Annotated in this window: 25 protein-coding genes; 8 read left to right on the top strand and 17 right to left on the bottom strand. The window is 71.5% G+C overall.

The window, feature by feature from the left end; translation table 11 throughout:
* Positions 1–36: 36 nt before the first annotated feature.
* Together ahpF and ahpC are read right to left on the bottom strand one after the other, a co-directional pair.
* Positions 37–1,632, bottom strand: a complete 1,596-nt coding sequence (gene ahpF, locus LRX76_RS07015; protein WP_231803486.1) for an alkyl hydroperoxide reductase subunit F — start codon at positions 1,630–1,632, stop codon at positions 37–39.
* A gap of 193 nt (positions 1,633–1,825) precedes the next feature.
* A complete protein-coding gene (ahpC, locus tag LRX76_RS07010) occupies positions 1,826–2,386 on the bottom strand; it encodes an alkyl hydroperoxide reductase subunit C (RefSeq protein WP_231803484.1) in 561 nt (186 codons plus the stop codon).
* Between the two features lie 203 nt (positions 2,387–2,589).
* On the opposite strand from ahpC, the gene prmC reads away from it, so the two are divergent.
* Both prmC and pip read left to right on the top strand, forming a co-directional pair.
* Positions 2,590–3,429: a peptide chain release factor N(5)-glutamine methyltransferase gene (prmC, locus tag LRX76_RS07005; RefSeq protein ID WP_269450774.1), complete on the top strand. Its 840-nt coding sequence runs from the start codon at positions 2,590–2,592 to the stop codon at positions 3,427–3,429.
* 173 nt (positions 3,430–3,602) lie between these two features.
* Entirely contained in the window at positions 3,603–4,547 is a 945-nt protein-coding gene (gene pip / locus LRX76_RS07000) for a prolyl aminopeptidase (protein ID WP_231803482.1), read from the top strand.
* A gap of 288 nt (positions 4,548–4,835) precedes the next feature.
* Here the strand turns inward: pip and LRX76_RS06995 are convergent, their stop codons facing one another.
* The 3 genes from LRX76_RS06995 to LRX76_RS06985 form a co-directional block, all read right to left on the bottom strand.
* Positions 4,836–5,537 carry a hypothetical protein gene (locus LRX76_RS06995; RefSeq protein ID WP_231803480.1) on the bottom strand — a complete coding sequence of 234 codons (702 nt, stop codon included), beginning with the start codon at positions 5,535–5,537 and terminating at the stop codon, positions 4,836–4,838.
* 165 nt (positions 5,538–5,702) lie between these two features.
* On the bottom strand, positions 5,703–6,536 hold the full coding sequence (locus tag LRX76_RS06990) for a transglutaminase family protein (protein WP_231803478.1): 834 nt from the start codon (positions 6,534–6,536) through the stop codon (positions 5,703–5,705).
* A 141-nt stretch (positions 6,537–6,677) separates the two neighbouring features.
* Positions 6,678–7,577, bottom strand: coding sequence for a LysR family transcriptional regulator (locus tag LRX76_RS06985; RefSeq protein ID WP_231803476.1), 900 nt, complete (start codon positions 7,575–7,577; stop codon positions 6,678–6,680).
* A 90-nt stretch (positions 7,578–7,667) separates the two neighbouring features.
* Here LRX76_RS06985 and LRX76_RS06980 point away from each other — a divergent pair, with 90 nt between their 5' ends.
* On the top strand, positions 7,668–8,837 hold the full coding sequence (locus LRX76_RS06980) for an MFS transporter (RefSeq protein ID WP_231803474.1): 1,170 nt from the start codon (positions 7,668–7,670) through the stop codon (positions 8,835–8,837).
* A gap of 486 nt (positions 8,838–9,323) precedes the next feature.
* Here LRX76_RS06980 and LRX76_RS06975 read toward each other — a convergent pair whose 3' ends face one another.
* Genes LRX76_RS06975 through LRX76_RS06960 form a run of 4 tightly spaced genes read right to left on the bottom strand, consistent with a single transcriptional unit; the run spans position 9,324 to position 12,234 of the window.
* On the bottom strand, positions 9,324–10,109 hold the full coding sequence (locus tag LRX76_RS06975; protein WP_231803472.1) for an N-formylglutamate amidohydrolase: 786 nt from the start codon (positions 10,107–10,109) through the stop codon (positions 9,324–9,326).
* Positions 10,102–10,653 (bottom strand): NUDIX hydrolase, encoded by a 552-nt coding sequence (locus LRX76_RS06970; RefSeq protein ID WP_231803470.1) that lies wholly within the window; start codon positions 10,651–10,653, stop codon positions 10,102–10,104. The genes LRX76_RS06975 and LRX76_RS06970 overlap by 8 nt, the downstream gene beginning before the upstream one ends.
* Positions 10,650–11,645, bottom strand: a complete 996-nt coding sequence (locus LRX76_RS06965; protein WP_231803468.1) for a 5'-3' exonuclease H3TH domain-containing protein — start codon at positions 11,643–11,645, stop codon at positions 10,650–10,652. The genes LRX76_RS06970 and LRX76_RS06965 overlap by 4 nt, the downstream gene beginning before the upstream one ends.
* 13 nt (positions 11,646–11,658) lie before the next feature.
* The gene (locus LRX76_RS06960) at positions 11,659–12,234 is read right to left on the bottom strand and encodes a nitroreductase (protein WP_231803917.1); all 576 of its coding nucleotides are present in this window, start codon (positions 12,232–12,234) and stop codon (positions 11,659–11,661) included.
* 351 nt (positions 12,235–12,585) lie between these two features.
* Here LRX76_RS06960 and LRX76_RS06955 point away from each other — a divergent pair, with 351 nt between their 5' ends.
* Entirely contained in the window at positions 12,586–14,913 is a 2,328-nt protein-coding gene (locus LRX76_RS06955) for a DUF1631 domain-containing protein (RefSeq protein WP_231803466.1), read from the top strand.
* Positions 14,914–15,092: 179 nt separating this feature from the next.
* Here LRX76_RS06955 and LRX76_RS06950 read toward each other — a convergent pair whose 3' ends face one another.
* From LRX76_RS06950 to LRX76_RS06935, 4 genes are all read right to left on the bottom strand, one after another.
* Positions 15,093–15,554: a DUF3106 domain-containing protein gene (locus tag LRX76_RS06950; RefSeq protein ID WP_231803464.1), complete on the bottom strand. Its 462-nt coding sequence runs from the start codon at positions 15,552–15,554 to the stop codon at positions 15,093–15,095.
* A gap of 5 nt (positions 15,555–15,559) precedes the next feature.
* Positions 15,560–15,916 carry a hypothetical protein gene (locus tag LRX76_RS06945; protein WP_231803462.1) on the bottom strand — a complete coding sequence of 119 codons (357 nt, stop codon included), beginning with the start codon at positions 15,914–15,916 and terminating at the stop codon, positions 15,560–15,562.
* The gene (locus tag LRX76_RS06940) at positions 15,913–16,470 is read right to left on the bottom strand and encodes an RNA polymerase sigma factor (RefSeq protein WP_231803915.1); all 558 of its coding nucleotides are present in this window, start codon (positions 16,468–16,470) and stop codon (positions 15,913–15,915) included. Before LRX76_RS06940 ends, LRX76_RS06945 begins: the two co-directional genes overlap by 4 nt.
* Before the next feature lie 92 nt (positions 16,471–16,562).
* Positions 16,563–16,982: a hypothetical protein gene (locus tag LRX76_RS06935; RefSeq protein WP_231803460.1), complete on the bottom strand. Its 420-nt coding sequence runs from the start codon at positions 16,980–16,982 to the stop codon at positions 16,563–16,565.
* A gap of 101 nt (positions 16,983–17,083) precedes the next feature.
* Between LRX76_RS06935 and sufT the strand changes: the two genes are divergently transcribed.
* The 4 genes from sufT to LRX76_RS06915 all read left to right on the top strand — a co-directional run bounded on the left by sufT (position 17,084) and on the right by LRX76_RS06915 (position 22,739).
* On the top strand, positions 17,084–17,635 hold the full coding sequence (gene sufT, locus LRX76_RS06930; RefSeq protein WP_231803458.1) for a putative Fe-S cluster assembly protein SufT: 552 nt from the start codon (positions 17,084–17,086) through the stop codon (positions 17,633–17,635).
* Between the two features lie 65 nt (positions 17,636–17,700).
* The gene (locus tag LRX76_RS06925) at positions 17,701–18,804 is read left to right on the top strand and encodes a branched-chain amino acid aminotransferase (protein ID WP_231803456.1); all 1,104 of its coding nucleotides are present in this window, start codon (positions 17,701–17,703) and stop codon (positions 18,802–18,804) included.
* Positions 18,805–19,185: 381 nt separating this feature from the next.
* Positions 19,186–20,934, top strand: a complete 1,749-nt coding sequence (locus LRX76_RS06920) for a S8 family peptidase (protein ID WP_231803454.1) — start codon at positions 19,186–19,188, stop codon at positions 20,932–20,934.
* 314 nt (positions 20,935–21,248) lie between these two features.
* Positions 21,249–22,739, top strand: coding sequence for a mannitol dehydrogenase family protein (locus tag LRX76_RS06915; protein WP_231803452.1), 1,491 nt, complete (start codon positions 21,249–21,251; stop codon positions 22,737–22,739).
* Between the two features lie 201 nt (positions 22,740–22,940).
* Here the strand turns inward: LRX76_RS06915 and ybaK are convergent, their stop codons facing one another.
* The 4 genes from ybaK to wrbA all read right to left on the bottom strand — a co-directional run bounded on the left by ybaK (position 22,941) and on the right by wrbA (position 25,067).
* The gene (gene ybaK / locus LRX76_RS06910; protein ID WP_231803450.1) at positions 22,941–23,414 is read right to left on the bottom strand and encodes a Cys-tRNA(Pro) deacylase; all 474 of its coding nucleotides are present in this window, start codon (positions 23,412–23,414) and stop codon (positions 22,941–22,943) included.
* Positions 23,415–23,418: 4 nt separating this feature from the next.
* Positions 23,419–23,907: an asparaginase domain-containing protein gene (locus LRX76_RS06905; RefSeq protein WP_231803448.1), complete on the bottom strand. Its 489-nt coding sequence runs from the start codon at positions 23,905–23,907 to the stop codon at positions 23,419–23,421.
* Positions 23,908–24,126: 219 nt separating this feature from the next.
* A complete protein-coding gene (locus LRX76_RS06900; protein ID WP_231803446.1) occupies positions 24,127–24,474 on the bottom strand; it encodes a DUF2069 domain-containing protein in 348 nt (115 codons plus the stop codon).
* On the bottom strand, positions 24,474–25,067 hold the full coding sequence (wrbA, locus tag LRX76_RS06895) for an NAD(P)H:quinone oxidoreductase (RefSeq protein ID WP_231803444.1): 594 nt from the start codon (positions 25,065–25,067) through the stop codon (positions 24,474–24,476). The genes LRX76_RS06900 and wrbA overlap by 1 nt, the downstream gene beginning before the upstream one ends.
* Positions 25,068–25,143 lie beyond the last annotated feature (76 nt).

Below are 25,143 nucleotides of genomic sequence, written 5' to 3'. Positions count from 1 at the left end.
CCCCCGCAAGCGGGAGAAGGGAGTCTGCGCGTGCCTTCAGGCCGCCTCGGCCACCGCGCCGGTGGTCGGTGCCGGGGCGCTGGTGCGGATCAGGTGGTCGAACGCACTCAGCGCGGCGGTGGCGCCCGCGCCCAGCGCGATCACGATCTGCTTGTACGGCACCGTGGTGGCATCGCCGGCGGCGAACACGCCCGGCACGCTGGTCTGGCCGCGGTCGTCGATGACGATCTCGCCGCGCGGGCTCAGTTCCACCGCGCCCTTGAGCCACTCGGTGTTCGGCAGCAGGCCGATCTGCACGAAGATGCCTTCCAGCTCGACGCGGTGCACGTCGCCGCCCTCGCGGTCCTTGTAGACCAGGCCGGTGACCTTGCTGCCGTCGCCCAGCACCTCGGTGGTCTGCGCGCTGGTGACGATGCGCACGTTGGGCAGGCTCTTGAGCTTGCGCTGCAGGACCTCGTCGGCGCGCAGCTTGCCGTCGAACTCGAACAGGGTGACGTGGGCGACGATGCCGGCCAGATCGATGGCCGCCTCGACGCCGGAGTTGCCGCCGCCGATCACCGCCACGCGCTTGCCCTTGAACAGCGGGCCGTCGCAGTGCGGGCAGTAGGCCACGCCCTTGTTGCGGTACTGGTCCTCGCCGGGCACGTTCATCTGCCGCCAGCGCGCGCCGGTGGACAGGATCACCGTCCTGGACTTGAGCGAGGCACCGTTGGCCAGCTTCACCTCGATCAGGCCGTCGGCGCCGGCCGGCACCAGATGCTCGGCGCGCTGCAGGTTCATGATGTCCACGTCGTACATGCGCACGTGGGTCTCCAGCGCCGCGCCCAGCTTCGGGCCCTCTGTGTACTCGACCGAGATGAAGTTCTCGATGGCCATGGTGTCGAGCACCTGGCCGCCGAAGCGCTCGGCCGCCACGCCGGTGCGGATGCCCTTGCGCGCGGCGTACACCGCCGCCGCCGAGCCGGCCGGGCCGCCGCCGACCACCAGTACCTCGAACGGCGCCTTGGCGGCGATCTTCTCCGCTTCGCGCGCGGCCGAGTTGGTGTCCAGGCGGGCGACGATCTGCTCCAGGTTCATGCGCCCCTGGTCGAACAGCTCGCCGTTGAGGTAGACGGTGGGCACCGACATGATCTGCCGTTCATCGACCTCGGCCTGGAACAGCGCGCCGTCGATGGCGGTGTGCCTGATGCGCGGGTTCAACACCGCGGCCAGGTTCAGCGCCTGCACCACGTCCGGGCAGTTCTGGCACGACAGCGAGAAGTAGGTCTCGAACTCGTAGTCGCCGTCCAGGCCCTTGACCTGCTCCAGCAGCTCGGGCGCGGCCTTGGACGGGTGGCCGCCGACCTGCAGCAGCGCCAGCACCAGCGAGGTGAACTCGTGGCCCATCGGGATGCCGGCAAAGCGCAGGTGGATGTCCTGCCCGGGCGTGCTCAGGGCGAACGACGGCGCGCGCACCCCGTCCTCGCGGCGGGTCTCCAGGCCGATCTTGTCCGACAGCGCGGTCAGCTCGTTCAGCAGTTCCAGCATCTCCTGCGACTTGGCGCCGTCGTCGACCGAGGCGGTGATCCGGATCGGGCGAGTCACCTTCTCGAGGTAGGCCTTGAGCTGGGTTTGAAGATTGGCATCCAACATGGTGCGGACTCCTTGGGAGAGGCAAAGGGGGAGCGTGGCGTCGCTGCCTGCGGGCAGGATGCCGGGTCGACAGGGGTGAACCGCAGCCGGCGCGCAATCGAGGCGGGCGGGCGAATGCTGGCTGGCGCGCGGCGCCGGCTCCGGTTCACCCCCGGCCGCCGCCGCAAGGGCGGGGCGGGGGCGAAGGGACGGCTTAGATCTTGCCGACCAGATCCAGCGACGGGGCGAGGGTCTTCTCGCCTTCCTTCCACTTGGCCGGGCACACCTCGCCCGGGTGGGCGGCGACGTACAGCGCGGCCTTGACCTTGCGCAGGGTGTCGCCTGCCTCGCGGCCGATGCCCTCGGCGGTGATCTCGACCGACTGGATCACACCGGCCGGATCGATGATGAAGGTACCGCGGTCGGCCAGGCCGGCCGGGCGCAGCACGTCGAAGTTCTTCGAGATCTGGTGGGTCGGATCGCCGATCATCGCGTACTTGATCTTGCCGATGGCGGCCGAGCTGTCGTGCCAGGCCTTGTGCGAGAAGTGGGTGTCGGTCGAGACCGAGTACACCTCGACGCCGAGCTTCTGGAACTCGGCGTAGTTCTCGGCCAGGTCTTCGAGCTCGGTCGGGCAGACGAAGGTGAAGTCGGCCGGGTAGAACGCCACCACGGACCACTTGCCCTTCAGGTCGGCGTCGGAAACCTTGATGAACTCGCCGTTCTTGTAGGCGTCGGCTTCGAACGGCAGGATTTCGGTGTTGATGACAGACATTGGATTTCCTCTGTTGGCAAAGGGGGAGCGGGGGGATGGAACGAGGGGCCATGCTAGACGGCATCGATAGATATCTCAAATCGATTGATGGAATTGAATAGATAGTCTTTGCCTATCGATATCCAAGCCGCGCTCTTTGGTGCGGCGCGGCAGCCCGTCCGCACCGGATAATGCGCGGCCCACGTTGCGCAACGGTGAAGTCCCTGTCCACGCCCTGCCTCCTGCTGCCCGAGCAACTGTTGCGCGAAGCGGCCGCGCGTATCGGCCGCATCGACGCCGAGCCGCTGCTGCTGCATGCCCTGGGCCGCGACCGCGCCTGGCTGTTCGCCCACGGCCGCGACCCGGTGGACGCCGCGGTGGCCGCGCGCTTCGCCGAACTGGTGCAGCGCCGCCAGGCCGGCGAGCCGGTGGCCTACCTGACCGGGCGCCGCGGCTTCTGGACGCTGGACCTGGAGGTCGGGCCGGCGACGCTGATCCCGCGCCCGGAGACCGAACTGCTGGTGGAACTGGCGCTGGCCCGGCTGGACGCCGCGCCGGGCCGCCGCGTGGCCGACCTGGGCACCGGCAGCGGCGCCATCGCCCTGGCCATCGCCAGCGAGCGGCCGCAGGCCGAGGTGGTGGCCACCGACTCCAGCGCCGCCGCGCTGGAGCTCGCGCGCGCCAACGCCGCCTCGAACCGGATCGGCAATGTCGCCTTCCGCCACGGCAGCTGGCTGCGGCCGCTGGCCGGCGAGCGCTTCGACCTGCTCGCCAGCAACCCGCCGTACATCGCCGAGGACGACCCGCACCTGGGCCAGGGCGACCTGCGCCACGAACCGCCCAGCGCCCTGGCCTCCGGCGCCGACGGCCTGGATGCGATCCGCGAGATCGTCGCCGGCGCGCCGGCGCACCTGCTGCCCGGCGGCTGGCTGCTGCTGGAGCACGGCTGGGAGCAGGGCGAGGCGGTGGCCGGGCTGCTGCGCGCGCGCGGATTCGCCGAAGTGGCCACCCATCGCGACCTGGAGCAACGCGATCGCGTCAGCGCCGGCCGCTGGTTGCCCTGACGCCCCGCCGGGACCATCCGGATGACCCGTAGGAGCGACTTCAGTCGCGATGAGGCGTTACCGGCAAAGCCCCATCGCGACTGAAGTCGCTCCTACGGTCGTGCCGGGGGTACGGCGGGAACGGCCCGCACCGCTGCCGATACAATGCGGGTTTTCCCCTGCAGGACCGCCGCATGCGCACCCTCTATCCCGAGATCGAGCCCTACAACACCGGCACGCTGAAGGTCGACGATCGCCATACGCTGTATTTCGAGGAATGCGGCAACCCGGACGGCAAGCCGGTGGTGCTGCTGCACGGCGGCCCGGGCGGCGGCTGCAGCGCCAAGATGCGGCGTTTCCACGACCCGGCCAGGTACCGCATCGTGCTGTTCGACCAGCGCGGTTCCGGGCGCTCCACGCCGCATGCCGACCTGGTCGACAACACCACCTGGGACCTGGTGGCCGACATCGAGAAGCTGCGCGAGAAGCTGGGCATCGCGCGCTGGCAGGTGTTCGGCGGCAGTTGGGGCTCGACGCTGGCGCTGGCCTATGCCGAGACGCATCCGGACAAGGTCACCGAACTGGTGCTGCGCGGCATCTTCCTGCTGCGCCGCTGGGAGCTGGAGTGGTTCTACCAGGAAGGCGCCAACCGCCTGTTCCCGGATGCCTGGGAGCACTACATCGGCGCGATCCCGCCGGTGGAGCGTGCCGACCTGATCTCCGCCTTCGGCCGCCGCCTCACCAGCGACGACGAGGCCACCCGCCTGGCCGCCGCGCGTGCCTGGAGCGTATGGGAAGGCGCCACCAGCTTCCTGCACGTGGACCAGGACTTCATCAGCGGCCACGAGGATGCGCAGTTCGCGCTGGCCTTCGCCCGCATCGAGAACCACTACTTCGTCAACGGCGGCTTCTTCGAGGTCGAGGACCAGCTGCTGCGCGACGCCCACCGCATCGCCGACATCCCCGGCGTGATCGTGCACGGCCGCTACGACGTGGTGTGCCCGCTGCAGAACGCCTGGGATCTGCACAAGGCCTGGCCGAAGGCGCAACTGCACATCTCGCCGGGTTCCGGGCATTCGGCGTTCGAGGCCGAGCACGTCGATGCGCTGGTGCGCGCCACCGACGCCTTCGCCGGCTGAGGGCGGAGAAGCCGGCCAAGGGCGGAGAAGGAGGAAAGCCGACTTCCTTCTCCCGCTTGCGGGGCTGGGCGCCCTCGGGGTGGACGGTGGCGCGCAGCCCCGGATGGGGGAGCTTTTGCTGTGGCTTCTCGATGCTCCAGACAACCCCCATCCGCCCTTCGGGCACTTCCACCCCGAGGGCGCCCAGCCCCGCAAGCGGGAGAAGCAAGCTCCGGAAATTTGGAGCGGAGGATGCGCTTCCCGCGGAGATGACACCGGATCCCGTCACCCGGCTCAATGCGGGTGCGGCTACTTGGCAGTGACGCGGCGGTAGACGCGTTCGACCTGGTAGCGCCCGCCCGGCCCGTGGGCCTCGATGGCCACCTTCAGCGAGGACGGGTCGGCCGGGTCGGGCCGGTAGCGGTAGTCGACGTGGATGTCGTTGCTGGTGACGATCTCCACCCGCAGGTCGCCGCCGGCCTGGCGGACGAAGGCCTGCACCCCGGGAGCGATGCGGGTGCCGTCGCCGGAAAGCGGCAGGATGACCACGTCGGCGCTGTCGCTGCGGCCGAACACGATCGCCTCGCGGGTGCGATAGAGCACCAGCGAGTCGCTCAGCGGCGCGGCGAACTCCATCTCCGGGCGCAGCATCGCCGCCGGGCTCGCCGCATGCGAGCCTCCGCCGCCGCCGGGGCCGCCCGGCCCGCCGTGGCCTCCCGGTCCTCCGGGGCCGCCGCCCGGGCCACCGCCCATGTCGCCCATGCCGCCTTCGGGCGGCTTGCCTCCTTGCGGCGGCGCTTCCCTGTCGCCATCGCCGCCACGTTCCCCGTGCGCCGGCGCCGGCATGGCCTTGCGCGCGGCCTTCTCGGCCTGCTTGGCCAGCCGCTTGTTCTGCCTGGCATCGGCCTGCCAGCGCACCGGCGGGTCGCCGGCGATGTCCTGCGCCGCCAGCGGGGCGTGGGCTGTGAACAGGCAGAGCAACACGGGCAGGGTCCAGCGCAGGCGGGTCATCGGGCGTTCCGGAAGGGGGGCCGGGCCGATGCTAAGGCGGCGATCGTGCCGGCCGATGCCGGCGCCGACACATGGGCGTCGGCATGGAGCTAATGCCGTGGCGGCTGCGGCCATCGTGGCGACCGCCGATCCGGCCCGCCGCGCCGCGGATGTCCGGCGGGCGGGTCAGCCGCCGCGCGGGGTCAGTTCCGCCGTTTCGGTCTGGTCGGTCCACACCTGGAACGATTCGAGCGTGTTGTAGCCGAAGGTGTTGGTGATGGCGATGTCGGCGGCGTCGCGGCCGCGGGCGATCAGCACGCGGCCGATGCGCGGGACGTTGTGGCGCGCGTCGAAGGTGTACCAGCGTCCGCCGACGTAGGCCTCGAACCAGGCCGAGAAATCCATCGGCGCATCGACCGGGTCGATGCCGATGTCGCCGAGGAAACCGGTGCAGTAGCGCGCCGGGATGTTCATGCAGCGGCACAGCGCCACCGCCGAATGGGCGAAGTCGCGGCACACGCCCTGGCCTTCCTGCAGCGCCTGCGCCGCGGTGCGGGTGTTGCGGGCGAACGGGTAGCCGAAGCGGATGCGCTGGTGGACGTGGTCGCAGATCGCCTGCACCCGCTGCCAGCCGCCCTCGATGCCGCCGAACAGGCTCCAGGCCTGGTCGCTGAGCAGGTCGGTCTCGCAGTAGCGGCTGCCCAGCAGGAACAGCAGGGTATCGTCGGGCAGTTGCTCGACCGGGGTCTGCCAGGCCTGCGCGGCGACCTCGTCGGGCTGGCCGCTGTCGCGCACCACCGCGTCGGCGCGCAGGGTGAACAGCCCGGACGGTGCCAGCAGGCGCCGGCAGGTGTTGCCGAAGGTATCGGTGTAGTGGTGCAGCGGCACCATCGGCTCGCTCTGCAGCGGCTCGGCGACGACGATGTCCTGCTGCCGCGACGGATGGATGTCCAGCATCGCCATCACCGCGGTGGGCTGGGTGAAGCGGTAGCTGATCTCGTAGCCGAGACGGATGAGCATGTCGGGAGTCCGGGGCGACGCCGGCGCACGCAGCGTGTCCGGTCCAACGACGACAATGTCGCGCGCGGATTCAGTTCTGCGTGAAGACGCGTACATTCCCCATTCATTTTTCTGAACATGGCCGCCGGCCCGCGCGCATGCTCACCAGCGCGCGGCGGCCAGCGCATCGACCAGCGCGCGCAGCTTCGGCGAGCACTGCCGCGAGGGCGGATAGAGCAGCGACAGCGGCCGGCTGCGGCCCTCGTAGGGCGCCAGCAGCCGCTGCAGGCGGCCGTCGGCCAGGGCACCGGCCACCGCGAACTCCATCACCTGGGCGATGCCGAGGCCGGCGAGGGCGCCGTCGACCATCGGGTCGCCGCTGTCGAAGGCCAGCCGTGCCGCCGGCGTGCGCTCCTCGAGCCGGCCGTCGACGACGAACTGCCAGGCCACCAGCCGCCCGCTGCGCAGGTTGCGCACCGCAAGGCAGTCGTGCCCGGCCAGCGCGTCCGGCGTGGCCGGCGTGCCGCGGCGCGCCAGGTAGGCCGGTGCGGCGACCGTGACCCAGCGCAGCGGCGGCAGCGGCCGCGCGATCATGCGCAGGTCGTCGACCGGGCCGATCCGCAACGCCGCGTCGTAGCCTTCCTCGACCAGGTCGGCGACGCGATCGCTGAGCACGGTGTCGAACGACAGCGCCGGATGGCGCCGCATCAGTTCGCCCAGCAGCGGCAGCAGCACGACCCGGCCGAACATCGACGGCGCGGTGAGGCGCAGGTGCCCGGACGGCACCGCCGGCACTTCGGCCAGTTGCCGGCCGGCGTCCTCCAGCCCGGCCAGCAGCGGCGCGCAGCGCTCGACGAAGGCGCGCCCGTCGGCGGTCAGGGCGACGCTGCGGGTGTTGCGATGGAGCAGGCGCACCCCCAGCGCGTCCTCCAGCCGGCCCATGGCGCGCGACAGCCCGGACTGGCTCATGCCCAGCAACGCCGCCGCCGCGGTGAAGCTGCGCGCCTCGGCGATCCGCACCAGCATGCGCACCGCGTTCAGATCCAGGATCGACTCATGCATGGATGCATTACTGATTTGCCCGGATCCATATTCAAATGAAACTTCGCATGAGTAAAGCTTGCGCATCCTCATCCATGCGGACATGACGCCTTGAACTCGATTCCCGATTCCTCCTGCCGGGCCCCGGCGCGCACCGGCCTGCCTGTCGCGGTCGCCCTGCTGGGAATGGCGATCTTCGCGGTGACCACCGCCGAGTTCGCGGTGGCCGGGCTGATCGACGGGCTGGCGCGCGACCTCGGCGTCCAGGTGACCGCGATCGGCTACCTGGTGTCGATCTACGCCGCCGGGATGATGCTCGGCGGACCGGTGGTGGTGCTGGTGCTGGCGCGGCTGCGCGAGCGCACCGCGCTGGCGCTGGTACTGGCGGCGTTCGCGCTGGCGCAGCTGGTCGCCGCGCTCGCCCCGGGCTATCCGCTGTTGGCCGCCAGCCGCTTCGTGCAGGGCTTCGCCGGCGCGGCGGCGTTCGGCCTGGCGCTGTCGATCGGCGGCCGCATCGCCGGTCCGGGCCGGCAGGGCCAGGCCGCGGCGCGGATCATGGGCGGACTGATGATCGGCACCGTGCTCGGGCTGCCGCTGGCCACCTGGGCCGGCACCCAGGTCGGCTGGCGCGGTACCTTCGCCGGGCTGGCGCTGGTGGCCGCGCTCGCCGCGCTGGCGGTCTGGCGCGGGGTGCCCGGCGACGATGCCCGCCACGACGGCGCCGCGGCCACGGCGGCGCTGCGCAGCCCATGGCTGTGGGCGGCATTCGCCACCAGCTTCCTGCTGATCGGCGGCACCTTCGCCGCCTTCACCTACTTCGTGCCGCTGCTGCGCTTGCTTACCGGCGTGCCCGCCGCGTGGATCCCGCCGCTGCTGGCGCTGTACGGGCTGGCCACGGTGGTGGGCAACTTCGCCTGCGGCCGCCTGAGCGACCGCATGGGCGCGCTGCCGGTGCAGCGCGCAGGGCTCGTCGTGCTGGTGCTGGCGCTGGCGGCGTTCGCGCTGGCCGCCACGGTGCCGGCACTGGCGCTGTCGGCCCTGGTGGCGATCGGCCTGACCGGGGTGGCGCTGAACCCGGCGATGGTGGCGCGGGTGATGGCGATCGACGGCTCGCCGCTGGTGGCCGCGGTGCACACCGCGGTGATCTCGGCCGGGCTGCTGTCCGGCTCGGCGCTGGCAGGCGTGGCGATCGAGCACACCCGCAGCATGGCCGCGGCGCCGTGGGTGGGCGCGGCCATGGCGGCGCTGGCGCTGGCCTCGACGCTGCGCGTGCGCGGATAACGCGCAGGGCGTCGGCACGTTCCGAAGCCCGGATCCTGCTCTTGGACGTCCGGTCATGGAGGGACGCATCTGTCGTTCGGCTTTCCTGGCGGCCCCAGCGCTGCAGTCCTGATACGGAGACCTTGCCGGAGGCGGCTGCGTCATCGCGGGCGAGCCGGAAGCAAGAAGCCGAAGCTTCCGCCCGCTGACGCGGCCGGGGTCACCCTCTCGGAAAGCGCCAAAAGAAACGGAACCAAGGGAAAACGTCTTTCCTGCAAGGTCAGGATCCTGCGCCTGAAGGGCTATCGGCATTTTCCGACTCGCCCTCCCTGACTGGGTCGGAACATGCTCGATCACGGCAGGCCGCCCATCCATGGGCGGCGCCCGTCGGGTCTGGACATGTCCCCGTCGCTCGGGCTTGCCAGGCACAGCGCTGTACTGCGGCTCTCAACGCGCTGCGGCCGGCAGCCTCCAGGCAGCTCGACGACCTTGAAAGATGAAGGGGGCTCAGCCGGCGAACTGCGGGGCGAGGCGCTCGAACAGCGCGTGCAGGCGCTGCGCCCAGGCGCGTTGGCCGGCGCCATCGGCGATCAGGTCCTGGCGGATCTCCAGCTCCACGTGGGCCAGGCCGAGCCGCTCGCCGTACACCGGGATGGCGTAGTCGGTGGCGTCGCTGACCGAGTACGGCTGGTTGTCGCCGACCACCAGCGCCGGGTCGGCGCGCAGGCCGTCGCGCACGGCATGCGCCAGCCGCGGGTCGCGCTGGTACAGCACGCCGGCGTGCCAGGGGCGGTCGCGGCCGTCCATGCGCGGGGTGAAGCTGTGCATCGCCACCAGCAACGTCGGCTGGCCGGCGGCGCGGCGGCGTTCGAGTTCGGCGGCGATGCGGCGGTGGTAGGGCAGGAAGATCTCGTCGATCCGCGCCTGGCGCGCGGCCGGCGCCAGGCCTAGGTTGCCGGCGATCTCGGTGCCGTCGCTGAGCGGCGGGATCGAACTGGGGGCGTCGAGCGGGCGGTTGCAGTCGATCACCAGCCGCGAGTAGGTCTGGGTGATGGCCCAGGCGTCGAGCAGGCGCGCAAGCTCCGCGGTGACGCCGGCGATGCCGATGTCCCAGCCGATGTGCCGGTCCAGCTCGGCCTGCGGCAGCCCCAGCTGCGCCAGCGAGCGCGGCACCCGCTGCCCGGCATGGTCGGCGATCAGCAGCCACGGCGAGCGGCCGCGTGCGTTGAGCACCTCGAATGCCGGCGGTTCGTGCGGGCCCAGCAGGGTGCCGGAGGGGGGCGAATCAGCCACGGACGCTGCCGTCCAGGTCGTGCTCGATCATCCACAGCCCGGCCCACAGCTTGGGATCCATCTGGTAGCCCTTGGCGATCATCTGTACCAGCCAGGCGGCGGCCTCGGTGCGCGGGATCTCGTGCACGGTGATGTCCTCGCTGTCGTCGCCGCCGCCGGGGCCGACCTTGCGCAGGCCGCTGGCGCGGACCATGGCCACCCGTTCGCTGCTGGCGCCCGACGAGGTCGGGCCGACCACCAGCACCTCGGCGCGTTCGGCGGTCCAGCCGGTCTCCTCCTCCAGCTCGCGGATCGCCGATTGCTCGATCGACTCGCCGGCATGGATGTCGCCCACCAGCCCGGCCGGCATCTCGATGGTGCGCGCCTGCAGCGGCACGCGGAACTGCTCGACGAACAGCACCCTGTCCTCCGGCGTCACCGCGATGATGATCGCGGCCAGCCCGCCGGGATTGGTGCGCTCGGAGTATTCCCAGGTCCCGCGCACCACCATGCGCTGGAACTTGCCTTGGTAGACGATCCGGGGTTGTGCGTCGTTGTCGTTCATGGGTAGGAGCCGGGATTGGGGATTCGGGACTGGGGATCCGGGGCGGGACCGGGGCTTCGCTCCTGCGAATCCCGGATCCCGGATCCCGGATCACAGATTTCCAGCAACCTGCGCCGGGTCAGCGGGCCGAAGCGCAGCGCCTCGCACAGTGCGGCGAGCATGTCGGCATCGGCCGGGCCGCGGGCGAAGCCGTGCGCCGGCAGGTCCAGCGGCGCGTCCAGGGCGATGGTGGTGAGCTGGCGCCACAGCAGGGCGTGCTCGCGCTGCTCGCGCAGCCGCACCGCCATCTGCGCGGCGCCGCGCAGGCGCAGGAACGGCACCTCGTCCACGCGCGCCAGCAGCGCATCCAGGCTGCCGAAGTGCGCCAGCAGCACCGCCGCCGACTTGGCGCCGATGCCGGTCACCCCGGGGATGTTGTCGATCGCGTCGCCGCACAGCGCCAGGTAGTCGGCGATCTGGTGCGCGTGCACGCCGTGGCGCGCCTTGACCCCGGCCGCGCCCCAGCGCTGGCCGCGGGCGAAGTCCCATTGCTCGTCGTGCTCGCCCAGCAGCTGCGACAGGTCCTTGTCGGCCGAGACGATCACCCCGCGCAGTCCTTGCGCACGCGCCGCGTGCAGCGCGCTGCCGATCAGGTCGTCGGCCTCGTAGTGGTGGTGCGCCAGCACGCCCAGCCCCAGCGCCGCGCACAACGCCTTGCAGTGCGCGAACTGGCGCCGCAGCTCGTCCGGGGCCGGTTCGCGGTTGCCCTTGTAGGCCGGGTACAGGGCGTGGCGGAAACAGCTGTCCAGCGCCTCGTCGAAGGCGATCAGCACGTGCGCGGGGCGTTCGCGTTCGAGCAGTTCCAGCAGGAAGCGGGCGAAGCCGTGCACGGCGTTGGTCGGCCAGCCCTGGGCGTCGTGGAACTCGTCGGGTATCGAATGCCAGGCGCGGAATACGTACAGGCTGGCATCGACCAGGTGCAGCGTCGGCCGGGCCGTGACGGGAGGACTCATCGGCGCGGCGGCCTCATGGCGTCCAGTCCCGCAGCAGCGCACGCACGTCCGGGCGCTCGCGCTCGGGCGCCTGCAGCGAGGCGGTGCCGATATGGACGAAGCCGGCCACGCGCTCGTTCTCGGCCAGTCCCAGGTGCCCGGCCACTTCCGCGTCGAAGGCGGCCCAGCCGGTCAGCCACTGCGCGCCGAAGCCGCACGCCTGCGCCGCCTGCAACAGGCCGAAGCAGACGCAGCCGGCGGTCAGCCACTGCTCCAGTTCGGGCACCTTGGGGCTCGGTTCCAGCCGGGCGACCACGACGATGACCAGCGGGGCGTGCGAGAAGCGCCGGCGGTCCTTCTCGATCGCCGCCTCCGCCGCCTGCGGGTCGCGTGCGCGGCTGCGCTCGGCCAGCAAGGCCCCGAGGGCGTGGCGGGCGTCGCCGGCGATGCGCAGGAAGCGGAACGGCACCCGCTTGCCGTGGTCGGGCACGCGCACCGCCGTGCGCAGCATCCTCAGCAGCGTGGCCTCGTCCGGGCCCGGCTCGCCGAGCTGACGGGAGGGAACCGAGCGCCGCTCGTCCAGCGCCTGCAGCGAACAGAAATTGGGCATGGTCACGCTATATTGGTGTACGGCCCCGGATTATAGGCGCGTGCGACAGACACCCGAGCCAGGGAGCGGCATGCGGAAGTCCAGGAAAGCCCGCCTATCTCTCCATTGGGATGACATGACCAACGCGTTACCTGTCGCCTTCACCGGATCGAAGCGCCGATGCCCGCACTGCGACCCCGTGTCGCCGGCAGCACCGGATCGCCCGCCCGGTGGACTGCGCATGCCGTCACACCGGTCCGCCGCGCCGGCGACCTATCATCGGCCGATGCCCGCTGGGGGCATGCACGCCGTTGTATTCTGTTTTTCCTCGGTTCGTTCTTTTTCGCCTGCAAGGGTGGGGAGCCTTTGCGCATGACCGCCACGTCCACCACGCCCGGGCCGTCCGGCCGCGACCCGCGCCTGCTCGCGCAGGCGTACGAGACCGTCGTGCCCGTGCTTGCGCAGGGGTTCGCCGGGGCGGTGGCGCATTTCGACGACGTGCTGTTCGACCGTGCCGAGACCGCCGGGGCGTCGCAGCTGCTGTTCCTGGACGGCATGCGCGAGCTGCGGCGCCGGCGCGAGGAGATCGGCCGCCGCTTCCGCGCCCACCTGGACGCGGCCTGGAAGGCGCTGGAGGCTGGGGCCCCGTCGTCCGCCGAGGCGGCGCTGTCCGGCACCGCCGCCGAGGGCCTGGCGCTGGTGCCCGAACACGAGCTGGAATCGCGGCTGGCCGTGCGCAACCTGGCCTCGGTGCTGGCGCGCGAATGCAAGCAGGTGCTGGCGCGGCTGGACCGGCGCCTGGGCTGGATCGCCGGCGGCCTGGAGCTGGACGCGGACAACAATCCCATCGGTCCCGAGCACATCGGCGTGGCCGTGCACGAAGCCTTCGCCACCAGCGACCTGGCCCCGGAAGTGCGGCTGGTGCTGATCAAGCTGTGCGAGCGCGACCTGCTCGGCATCGTCGGCAAGCTCTACCAGCAGTTGGACGAACGACTGGCGCAGGCCGGGGTGATGCCCGCCATCTCGCAGCCGCGGCGACCGCCGCCAAGGCCGGCGCCGTCGCAGGCAGCGGACCCGACCGGCCCGGCGGCGGATGCCGCCGAGGCCGGCCAGGACGAGCAGTCCGCGCCGGCCTGGGCCGAGCGCTTCGTCAGCCGCTGGGCGGAAAGCCGCGGCGGGATGCAGGGCGCCGGCGAAGCGCCGGGCGCTGCGCGAGGTGCCCATGCCGGCGCCGCCACCGCCGGCGATGCCGTCGGCGGCAGCCAGGGGCTGCTGCTGGAAGCCCTGCACGAACTGCTGCAGCAGACCCGCAGCGCCCGCGAAAGCGCGTCCGCCGCGGCGACGGTGGCGGTGGACCAGCAGCGGCCGCTGACCCAGCGCGAGATGCTGTCGGTGCTGTCGCTGTTGCAGGCCACCCCCAGCGCCACGCTGAACGCGGCGCTCGGCAACGAGGGCGAATCGCTGGGACAGCGGCTCAAGAGCGAGGTGCTGTCCAACGCCACCCAGCTCGGCGTGGATCCGGCCAATGCGCGCCTGGACCCGATGGACGAGGACGCCATCGACCTGGTCGGCATGCTGTTCGACGTCATGCTCGACGAGCGCGACCTGGAAGGGCGCTCGCGCGAGCTGATCGGCCGGCTGGTGGTGCCGTTCGTCAAGGTGGCCATGCTCGATCGCAGGATGTTCGTGCAGAAGACCCATCCGGCGCGGCGCCTGCTCAACTCGCTGGCCGAGGCCTGCGAGGGCAACACCGGCGAAAGCCCGGCCGAGCGCGTGCTGATGGGCAAGGTCGAGGAGGTCGTGGACCGGCTGGTGGCCGAGTTCAACGAGAACCTGGCCATCTTCCTCACCTTGGAGGAGGAGTTCCGCGAGTTCCTGGCCAAGCACCGCCGCCGCATCGAGATCGCCGAGCGCCGCGCCGCCGAGACCCAGCGCGGCCAGGAGAAGCTGGAACTGGCCCGCGCCCGCGCCGCCGCCGAACTCGACGGCCGCGTCGGTACGACCGTGCTGCCGCAGGCGCTGGAGGACTTCCTGCGGCAGCCGTGGCTGCACCACCTGACCATGGCGATCCTGCGCGAAGGCGACGACGGCGCCGGCGTGCAGGAGGCGCTGGCGCTGGCCGACGGCGTGCTGGAAGAACTGGGCCAGGCCCGCCGCCACGTGGTCGGCAAGCCCTGGCTGCAGGCCTGGCAGCCCGGCCTGCACAAGGTCTTCGCCAGCGTGGGCCTGCATGGCGATGCGGTGTCCGCCGCGGTGGATGCGCTGCACGACACCCTGCAGGCGGTATCCGAGCGCCGGCCGGAGGCCGAGAAGCCGCTGCCGGAACTGCCGCAGGTCGGCCTGCCGCCGCCGCCGCAGGAGAACCCGGCGATCCAGGTCGCCGCCGCCCCCGGCGAAGGCCAGGAGTTCGACAGCGGCGACGCCGAGCGCTTCCGCAGGATGCGCGTCGGCACGTGGCTGGACTTCATCGAGAAGGACGGCAAGGTACAGGCCGGCAAGCTGTCCTGGGTGAGCCCGATCTCCTCGCGCCTGCTGTTCGTCAACCGCCGCGGCGTGCGCTTCTGCGTGGCCTCGCCCGAGGAACTGGCGGTGATGGTGCGGCTGGGACGGCTGCGCCCGCACGCCAGCGACGGCGCCTTCGACAGCGCCATGCAGGGCGTGCTCGACCGCCTGGACCCGCGCAACACGACCCTGCACTGAAGCCACCGGTCCCCGCGATGCTTCCCGGTTGCGTCCCGTAGGAGCGACTTCAGTCGCGATGGGGCCCTACCGGCAAGGCCCCATCGCGACCGAAGTCGCTCCTACAGGTCCCCGGTACAGGCTCCGGTCCGGCACAGGCCCGGTCGTGCCGTGTGCTCTGCCGCCCCCGCGCCGCCGGCTCAATCCCGGTCGGTGTCCTTGCCGCCGTTCTCGCGCAGCCATTGCTGGCGTTGCTCGGGCGTCATCTGCTGCCAGCGCTCGAACCATTGCTTGCGCTGCTCCGGCGGCAGGTCGCGGGTCTTGGTGAAGATGATGCGGGTGCGCTTGCGCTGCTCCGGCGACATGTGCTCGTAGCGGCTGATGCCGGCGCGCGCGCGCGCGCGCTGCTCGGGCGTCATCTGCTGCCAGCGCCGGGCGTGCTCGTACAGGCGCGCGCGCTGCTCGGGCGAGGAATCCCAGCGTTCGCGCACGGCGCCGATCAGTACCTCGCGCTGTTGCGGGGTGAGCTGCTCCCATTCTGGCAGCGTCGCCGGCGCCGCCGATCCGCGTTTGGCTGCGGCGGTCGCCGCCGGCGGCGCGGCCAACACCGGCGCGGCGGCCGCGGCCAGCAGCAGGGAGAGCAGGAGGGTGGACGGTTTCATGGGCATCATTCCATCGCCAGCGAGGTGGAACCCAGCCAGACATAGAGATCGGGGTTTTCTTCCAGCGGCAGCGCATCGGGGTCTTCGAACGCATCGGCCGCCACCGCGGCCTGCAGGTTGCCGGGCGCCGGCGGCACGACGGCCGGGCGCAGCGACAGGTGCAGGCCGAAGGCGACCGCCAGCACGGCGGGCAGGGCCGCCAGCAGCCAGCGCGGGCCGTGGCGCGCCGGTGCCGCCGCGCTGGCGTGCTGCCGGGCCAGACGCAGGCGCGCCAGGGTCTGCGGCGATGTCGCGCCCAGCGCGGTGGCATGCAGGGCGCGCAGGCGGTTGTCGAAGTCGTGGTCGTCGTGTTCGCGGTTCACCGGAATTCCTCCAGTTGTTGCTTCAGCGCATCGCGGGCGCGCGAAAGATGGGTCTTGACCGAGCCTTCCGAGCAGCCCATCGCCTTGGCGGTGGTGGCCACGTCCAGTTCCTCCAGCACGCGCAGGGTGAAGGCCTCGCGCTGCCGGGCGGGCAGGGTGCGCAGCGCCTGCACCAGGCGCGCATACGTCTGCTGCTGCTCGTGGCGCTGGGCCGGGCCGGCGCCGCCATCGGCCCAGTCCACCGGGTTGTCGTCGGCATCGTTGGCCGGCGCCCAGAAGCGCAGGCGGAAACCGCGCCGGCGCTGCACGTCGATGATGCGGCTGCGCAGGATGCTCCAGAACAGCGGCGTCCATTCCGCGGCCGGGCGGTCGCGGTAGGCCAGCAGCTTGACCATCGCATCCTGCACCGCGTCCAGCGCGTCCTCGCGCTGGCGCAGGCCAGCCTCGGCAAAGCGGAAGGCGCGCGGGCCGATGCCGGCCAGGAACGCCTCCAGCGACACGGCGGTGGCGGTCGCGGCGGTTTCCTCGGATTCCAGGGTGGGTGGGCTCACCAGCACAGCATAGCTTCCCGGTCGGTCATGCCATGGTCAACGCATGACCGCCGCCGCGGTTGACGCGGCGGCGCAAGCGGATTCCGGGCCCGGGTTCAGCGTGCGGCGAAGGCGGCCACGACCAGCGCCACCGGCACCCACAGCAGGTCCAGCGGGGTATTGGCCAGGGCCGAGAGCGTCCAGGCGTAGTACGGGCCCATCTTCAGCAGCGAGCTCCACAGGTCCAGGCCCATGGCGCCGCCGATGTAGGCCGAGGCGATGCCCCAGTTGGCCGCCACGACCACCGCGGCGGTGGCCGCCATGGCGACCGCGATGCGTGCGCCGCGCCGGCGCAGCCCGCCCAGGCGCAGCATCCAGGCCGATTCAAGCGCGGCCACGAGGGCCATCCAGCCGGACTGGCGGCCGCTGGCCAGGGCGAGCATGATCCAGGCAACGGTGATGGTGACGGCGCCCAGCAACAGCAGCAGGGGCCAGAGCCAGTGGTGCGATCTGGCCGAAGCGGGGGAGGCGGACATCGGGGATTCCTGGAGAACACGTACAGGATAAGGTCTATTTCGTGCAGGAGGGATAAAATGCCCGCCTTGCCCTCGCCCCGATCGCCCCCGATATCGTCTCCATGTACTCACGCAGCAGCGAACCCATCCAATTCGAACGCGATTGCGAGGCCGTGATGGTGCCGCAGGGCGACACCGTGACCCTGCCCGCCGGCAGCTACGGCTACATCACCCAGGCGCTGGGCGGCAGCTATACCGTCTTCGTGGAAGGCAACCTGTTCCGCATCGCCGGAAAGGACGGCGATGCCATCGGCAAGGAGCCGCCGCCCGGGCTGGAACTGCCGGACGGCGCCGGCGACGAGGAGGTCGAAAGACTGGTGTGGCAGCAGCTTCGCACCTGCTTCGACCCGGAAATCCCGTTCAACATCGTCGATCTCGGGCTCATCTACGACGCCAACGTCGAGCATGGCGACGACGGCCTGCGCAAGGTGTCGGTGCGCATGACGCTGACCGCGCCCGGCTGCGGCATGGGCGAGATCCTGGTCGACGACGTGCGCGCCAAGCTGGAAATGATCCCCACCGTGACCGAGGCCGACGTCGAACTGGTGTTCGACCCGCCCTGGGGCCGGCACATGATGTCCGAATCGGCCAAGCTCGAGACCGGAATGATGTGAACCGGCCGGCGTACCGGCCCGCCGACGATCCCTAGATCCGCTGCACCTCTTCTGGAAGGAGTTCGATGAACGCTGTCGCTGCCGCTCCACTGAATTACCGGGTGATCCGGTCCGATCACGCCAAGACCGCCGCCGAGCGCGAGCTGGTGCTTTCCGCGCCGGGCTTCGGCCTGCATTTCACCGACCACATGGTGGCCATCGACTGGGACCGCGAGGCCGGCTGGCACGACGCCCGGGTACAGCCCTACGGGCCGCTGGCGCTCGATCCGGCAGCCTCGGTGCTGCACTACGGCCAGGAGATCTTCGAGGGCATCAAGGCCTACCGCCATGCCGACGGCTCGATCTGGACCTTCCGCCCCGACGCCAACGGCGCGCGCCTGCAGCGCTCGGCCGCGCGCCTGGCGCTGCCGCAGCTGCCGGTGGCCGAGTTCACCGAGTCGCTGCGCCAGCTGATCGCGGTGGACGCGGACTGGGTGCCGGCGGCGCCGGAGACCAGCCTGTACTTCCGTCCGTTCATGATCGCCACCGAGGCCTTCCTCGGCGTGCGCGCGGCGCAGAAGGCCGGCTACTACGTCATCGGCAGCCCCGCCGGCCCGTACTTCGCCAAGGGCGTGGCGCCGGTGTCGATCTGGCTGTCCACCGACTACGCGCGCGCGGCCAAGGGCGGCACCGGCGCGGCCAAGTGCGGCGGCAACTATGCCGCCTCGCTGCTGCCGCAGCAGGACGCCTACGCGCAGGGCTGCTCGCAGGTGCTGTTCCTGGACCCGGTCGAGGGCAGGTACCTGGAGGAACTGGGCGGCATGAACGTATTCCTGGTCCACAAGGACGGCACCCTGGTCACGCCGGAGCTGTCGGGCAGCATCCTGGAGGGCATCACCCGTTCCAGCATCCTGCAGCTGGCGCGCGACCGCGGCATGAGCGTGGTCGAGCGCAAGGTGTCCATCGACGAGTGGAAGCAGGGCGTGGCCTCGGGCGAGATCGCCGAGGTCTTCGCCTGCGGCACTGCCGCGGTGATCACCCCGATCGCCGAGCTCAAGGGCGAGGGTTTCTCGGTCGGCGACGCCACCGCGCCGGCCGGCGAGGTGACGATGGCCCTGCGCAAGGAACTGACCGACATCCAGTACGGGCGCCTGCCCGACCGCCACGGCTGGCTGGTGCGCCTGGGCTGAGGAGGCCTGGCCAGCATTGGTCGATCCGGCAAGGCCCCGCGCGCGAGCGCGGGGCCTTTTGCGTTCCTGGCCGTGGCGATGCCGTGGGGCGAGCGCCGGCATCAGGTGGGGGTAGGGGGCTTCGGTCGTGCTGCGTTATGTGACAAGGACGACCGCCGTCGATGAATGCCGGCTGTCGTCACAGATCGGGCAGCAGGCGACCGAAATCTCCTGCGGCCCGTTGTCAGGTGCCATTGGTCTGGCTGGCTTCGGCGAACGGACGGGTAACAGGGGCCCGTCCACACGCTCCGGACGCGGCGTGCTTCCCTTGCATGGATGCAGCTCGTGCCGGAGTCATTGCCGCCCAACGGCTATTCCATCAACGAGAGAAAAGGAAATCCGATGTCCGACGATCGACTCAGCATGCGTCCGCATGCATGGATGGTAATTGGCGCTTCCGCACTGACGTCCCTGCTCCTGACGGTCCCGGCCTTCGCCGGCGAGGTGTTCCTGGACGGGCTGGATTCCGCGCCCACCCACCAGCGCTTCATCGTGACCTACCGCGACGGCAGTACCCAGGTCACCAGTTCCGCCGCGCTGGACTCCTCGCTCAAGTCCGCCGCGCGGGCGTTGCCGGCCAGGAACGGCAAGGCGCTGGGCCTGAACAAGCTGCGCCGGCTGGCGCTGGGGCCCGAGCTGGTGCAGGCCGACCGTCCGCTGGACCGTGCCGAAGCCGAGGTCCTGATGCGCCAGCTGGCGGCCGATCCGGCGGTGGCGAGCGTGGAAGTGGACCAGCTGATGCGGGCGACGCTGACCCCGAACGATCCGCGCCTGTCCGAGCAGTGGGGCTTCGGCACCACCAGCGCCGGCATCAACGTACGCCCGGCGTGGGACCAGGCCACCGGCAACGGCGTGGTGGTCGCGATCATCGACACCGGCATCACCTCGCACCCGGACCTGAACGCCAATGTCCTGCCGGGCTACGACTTCATCAGCGATGCGGCGATGGCCCGCGACGGCAACGGCCGCGACAGCAACCCGGCCGACGAGGGCGACTGGTATGCCGCCAACGAGTGCGGCGCCGGCTACCCGGCCTCCGACTCCAGCTGGCACGGGACCCACGTCGCCGGCACGGTCGCCGCGGTCACCAACAATTCCACCGGCGTGGCCGGCACCGCCTACAACGCCAAGATCGTCCCGGTGCGCGTGCTCGGCAAGTGCGGCGGCTACACCTCCGACATCGCCGACGCCATCGTCTGGGCCTCCGGCGGCACGGTCAGCGGCGTGCCGGCCAATCCCAACCCGGCCGAGGTGATCAACATGTCCCTGGGCGGCAGCGGCAGCTGCTCGGCCACCTACCAGAACGCGATCAACGGCGCGGTGTCGCGCGGGACCACCGTGGTGGTGGCGGCCGGCAACAGCGCCACCAACGTCTCCAGTGCGGTGCCGGCCAATTGCGCAAACGTGATCGCGGTGGCCGCGACCACCTCGGCGGGGGCCAAGGCCAGCTTCTCCAACTACGGCACCGGCATCGACGTCTCCGCGCCGGGCCAGGGCATCCTGTCCACGCTCAACACCGGTACCACGGTGCCGGCCAGCGCCAGCTACGCCTCCTACAACGGCACCTCGATGGCGGCGCCGCACGTGGCCGGCGTGGCCGCGCTGGTGCAGTCGGCGGCGGCCACGCCGCTGACGCCGGCCGCGCTCGAGACCCTGCTGAAGAACACCGCCAGTGCGCTGCCGGGCAGCTGCAGCGGTGGCTGCGGCGCGGGCATCGTCAATGCCGGGGCGGCGGTGGCCGCCGCGATCGGCGGTGGCGGCGGCGGCGGTGGCGGCGACACCGGTACCACGCTCACCTCGGGCGTGCCCAAGACCGGCCTGGCGGCCAGTACCGGTGCGTCGCTGAACTACACCATCGCCGTGCCCGCGGGAAGGAGCTCGCTGACGGTGCGCATAAGCGGCGGCAGCGGCGATGCCGATCTGTACGTGCGCCAGGGCAGCGCGCCGACCGACAGCAGTTACGCCTGCCGGCCGTACGTGAGCGGCAACGCCGAGACCTGCACCATCAACGCGCCCGCGGCCGGGACCTGGTACGTGCGGGTCAAGGCCTACAGCACCTTCTCCGGCGTCAGCCTGGTGGCGACCTACTGACGATTCGGCGCCTCCGCCGCGTCCGCAGGCAGCGGGCGCGGCGGGGCACGCGCCGTGCTCCATCGCGCCATGCACATGGCATGGCGTGTTCCGTCAGCCACCACGTCGAGCGGCATCGCGCCGCTCGGCTTTTTCCCCACACGGCATGCGATGCACGGCCGCAGGCGGCCGAAGGCCGACGCGCGGATGCTGCGTCATCGCCTTCATTCGGCCATTGCCGGGCGTGGGGCATGCGGTGCTCGCGCATGGGGACGTGACGGCGCATTCCGCGGTCCGGTTTATCCTTGGCGGTTCGCTTTCATCGAGGAGACACCGTGACCGAACTCAACGCCAGCACGCTGTCGCAGCTGCCGCCGCAACTGGCGGCGCCGACCTACGACCGCGGCCGGCTCAAGCGCGGCATCGCGCATTTCGGCGTGGGCAACTTCCATCGCGCCCACCAGGCCTACTACATCGACCGCTGCCTGGCCCTGCCCGGCCAGCAGGACTGGGGCATCGTCGGCATCGGCCTGTCCGCCGGCGAGCGCGGGCGGCACAAGGCCGCTCAGTTCCGCGCCCAGGACTGCCTGTACTCGCTCACCATCGCGCCGCCGCATGGGGAAAGCCGCGTGCGCGTGATCGGCGCCCAGCTCGACTACCTGCTCGCCCCCGAGCAGCCCGAGCAGGTGCTGGCGCTGCTGGCCAGCCCGGAACTGCGCATCGTGACGCTGACCATCACCGAGGGCGGCTACCACGTCGACCCGCATACGCGCGCCTTCCGCACCGATCATCCCGACGTGGCCCACGACCTGGCCGGCGAGGGCGCGCCGCGCACCGTGTTCGGCTTCGTCGCCGAGGCGCTGGCGCGGCGTCGCGCGGCCGGCCTCAAGCCGTTCACCGTGGTCTCGTGCGACAACCTGCGCCACAACGGCGAGGTGGCGCGCGCCGCCTTCGTCGGGTTCGCCCGCGCCCGCGATGCCGGGCTCGGCGACTGGGTCGAGGCCAACGTGGCTTTCCCCAACTCGCTGGTGGACCGCATCACGCCTGCGGTGACCGCCGCCGACGCCAGGCGCCTGAACGCGGCCAGCGGCCTGCACGACCGCGTCCCGCTGGTGGCCGAGGAGTTCACCCAGTGGGTGATCGAGGATCGCTTCAGCGACGGCCGTCCGGCGCTGGAGCAGGTGGGCGTGCAGATCAGCGACGAGGTCAAGCTGTGGGAGCAGGTGAAGGTGCGCGTGCTCAACGCCGGCCACCTGACCCTGGCCTATCCGTCGCTGCTGCTGGGCCTGCGCGAGGTGGCCGAGGCGATGCGCGACGAGCACGTGCCGGTGCTGCTGGAGCGCTTCCTGGGCCGGGACGTGCTGCCGCTGCTGCAGGCGCCGCGCGGCGTGGACCTGCAGGACTACAAGGACACCGTGCTCGAGCGCTTCCGCAACGAGGCGACGCACGACCAGCTGACGCGCATCGCCTCCGACAGTGCGTCAAAGGTGCCGGTATACCTCGTCGCCACCTTCAAGCAGATGCTGGCCGGCGGCGCCGACCGCCGCATCCCGGCGTTCCTCCTGGCGGCCTGGAGCCGCGTGCTGCAGGGCAGCGACGACAACGGCGAGGCATTCAAGGTGTCCGAGCCGCACCTGCGCGCCAGCAGCCGCCAGCAGCTGGCCCATGCCGCGGCGTCCGAGGCGCTGCGCATCGCCCCGCTGCGCGCCAGCGGCGTCGCCGGGGACGCGGCCTTCGCGGCGGCGTTCGACCGCTACCGCCGCGCGCTGGAGCGCGACGGCACCCGGGCCACGCTGCAGGCGCTGCTGGAGGAGACCTCGGGCTGAGGGGCTGGCGTCGCACCTGACGGCGCGCGGCACGGCCTGCCTTCCCATACCTGGAGGACGTCGCCCGAGGAGGGCGGCATCCGCCCATGCCTTCTCGCTGCGCAGGGAAGGAGGTTTGAATCGCTGGCGCCCGGTGCTTGCCGGGGTCCGCCGATCCCGGCCGCCGCCGGAGCCCGGCGGCCATCATGCCGGCGTAGCCGCTCAGGCCACGATCGGCGCCAGCGTCGCCGCGGTGGCGTCGAGCAGCGCCTGCGGTGCCAGCTTCGCCAGCAGCCCGCGCTGGCCGGCGTTGACCAGTACGTAGGGATGCGCCGCGGCGGCGGCCTCGACCACCGTGGGCAGGCGCTTGCGCTGGCCCAGCGGACTGATGCCGCCGACGTGGTAGCCGCTGGAGCGCTCGGCCTCGGCCGGCGGCATCATCTGTGCCGACTTGCCGTGGAAGGCGGCGGCCAGCTTCTTCATCGCGATCTCGTGGTCGGACGGCACCACCACGCAGACCGGCTTGCCGTCGACGTAGGCCAGCAGCGTCTTGAGCACCTGCCCGGGCGGCTCGCCCAGCGCCTGCGCCGCCTGCAGGCCCTTGTGGTCGGCGTCTCCGGCGTAGTCGTAGTCCACCAGCTCGAAATCGATCCCGGCCTGTGCCAGCGCGCGGGTGGCGGGGGTTGCCTTGGACATGGCCTCACTCCACCGGTTCGAAGCGGTTGGCGGCCACGTTCTTGCGCACCCTGGCCGGGTCCCAGATGCGGCCGTTCATGGCGATGTACACGCCCGGCGGCAGCGATTGCGCCGCGCCGATCGCGCAGCCGATGTTGAACTCGGCATCCGAGCCGCGGAACCGCGCCGGGCTCAGCGCGCCGGTCAGCACGATGGTCTTGCCGGGGATCGAGCCGAGCACCGCCGCGGTCTTCACCATGCTGTCGGTGCCGTGGGTGACCAGCACGTGCGCGGTCGGCTGCGCGGCGATGGTGGCGCGGATCAGTTCGCGGTCGGCATCGGTGATGTGCAGCGAATCCTTGCGCAGGATCGGGATCACGTTGAAGCGCAGCGTCACCCCGAGCTCGCGCAGGATCGTGCCGATCTGCGGATCGCCGATCTGGTAGTCGGACTTGTCGTCGAAGTAGATCTTGTCGATCGTGCCGCCGGTGGTGACGATCAGGAGTTCTTCCATTGCCTCGGTCCTGGTTGCAGGGCGCGCGGGCGGGCTGCCGCGCGCGAGGCGCACATGATAAGTGGTGCATCCTGGCGGCAGTGGCTGCGAGGCGAGGCTGCGGCCCCGTAGGAGCGACCCGTAGGAGCGACTTCAGTCGCGATGAGGCCTTCCTAGTAGAGCCCCATCGCGACTGAAGTCGCTCCTACGGGGCGCTTCTTCAACGTTCCTGACCCGGGATCAGCGCCGCTCCCGGCGGCGGCCGAAGCGCGCCTGCAGCCCCGGCGCACTGGCCGCGGCGACCACCAGCAGCGCCAGCACGATCGCGGCCCAGGCATTGCGCGCCGATTGCGGCTGGCTCCAGGCGCTCATCACCCCGTGGCTGAACCACAGCAGCGCCAGCACGCCCGACCAGAACCGCGCGCTCGGGCGCCGGGCCAGCACCGCCGCCAGCATCAGCAGCGGCGGCAGCGCGAACACCAGCAGCGCGGCGACGCGGTGGCGGTCGTCGTGGAACCAGGCCACGTAGAGCGCGCACAGCGCCGCCAGCGCGACGGCCAGCACGGCATGTGCGGCCCGCCCGGGCATCAGCCCGCCAGCCGCCGCGCGATGTCGGCCACGCGGCGCCCCAGCGCCCGTGCCAGCAGCGCTTCCTCGTCGCTGGGCTGGGGATCGTCGCCGGCACCGGCGACATGGCTGGCGCCGTAGGGCGTGCCGCCGCTGCGGGTGTGGCTGAGCGCGGGCTCGGTGAACGGGATGCCCACCAGCAGGCAGCCGTGGTGCAGCAGCGGCAGCTGCATCGACAGCAGCGTGGATTCCTGCCCGCCATGCAGCGAGGCGGTGGAGGTGAACACCGCCGCCGGCTTGCCGGCCAGGGTGCCGCTGGCCCAGTCCGCGCCCAGGGTGTCGACGAAGTACTTCAGCGGCGCGGCCATGTTGCCGAAGCGGGTGGGGCTGCCCAGCAGCAGCCCGGCGCATTCGGCCAGGTCCTGCGCCTGCACGAACGGGGCGCCGTCCTCGGGCACCGGCGGCATCGCGGTCTGGGTGACCGGCGCCACCGGCGGCACCGTGCGCAGCCGCGCCTGCATGCCCTCGACCTCGCCGACGCCGCGCGCGATCTGCCGCGCCAGTCGCGCCACCGAGCCGCCGCGGCTGTAGTACAGCACCAGGATGTCCGCCATCGTGTCCGGTCCGTTGGATGTTGGAAGCGGGCAGTATCGGCGATGCGGGCATGACCGCGCATCGGGTACGCTTGCC

It is taken from the genome of Stenotrophomonas sp. MMGLT7 (genome assembly GCF_021168555.1).
Classification (GTDB): Bacteria; Pseudomonadota; Gammaproteobacteria; order Xanthomonadales; family Xanthomonadaceae; genus MMGLT7.
This window is presented reverse-complemented; position numbering and strand designations above follow the sequence as displayed.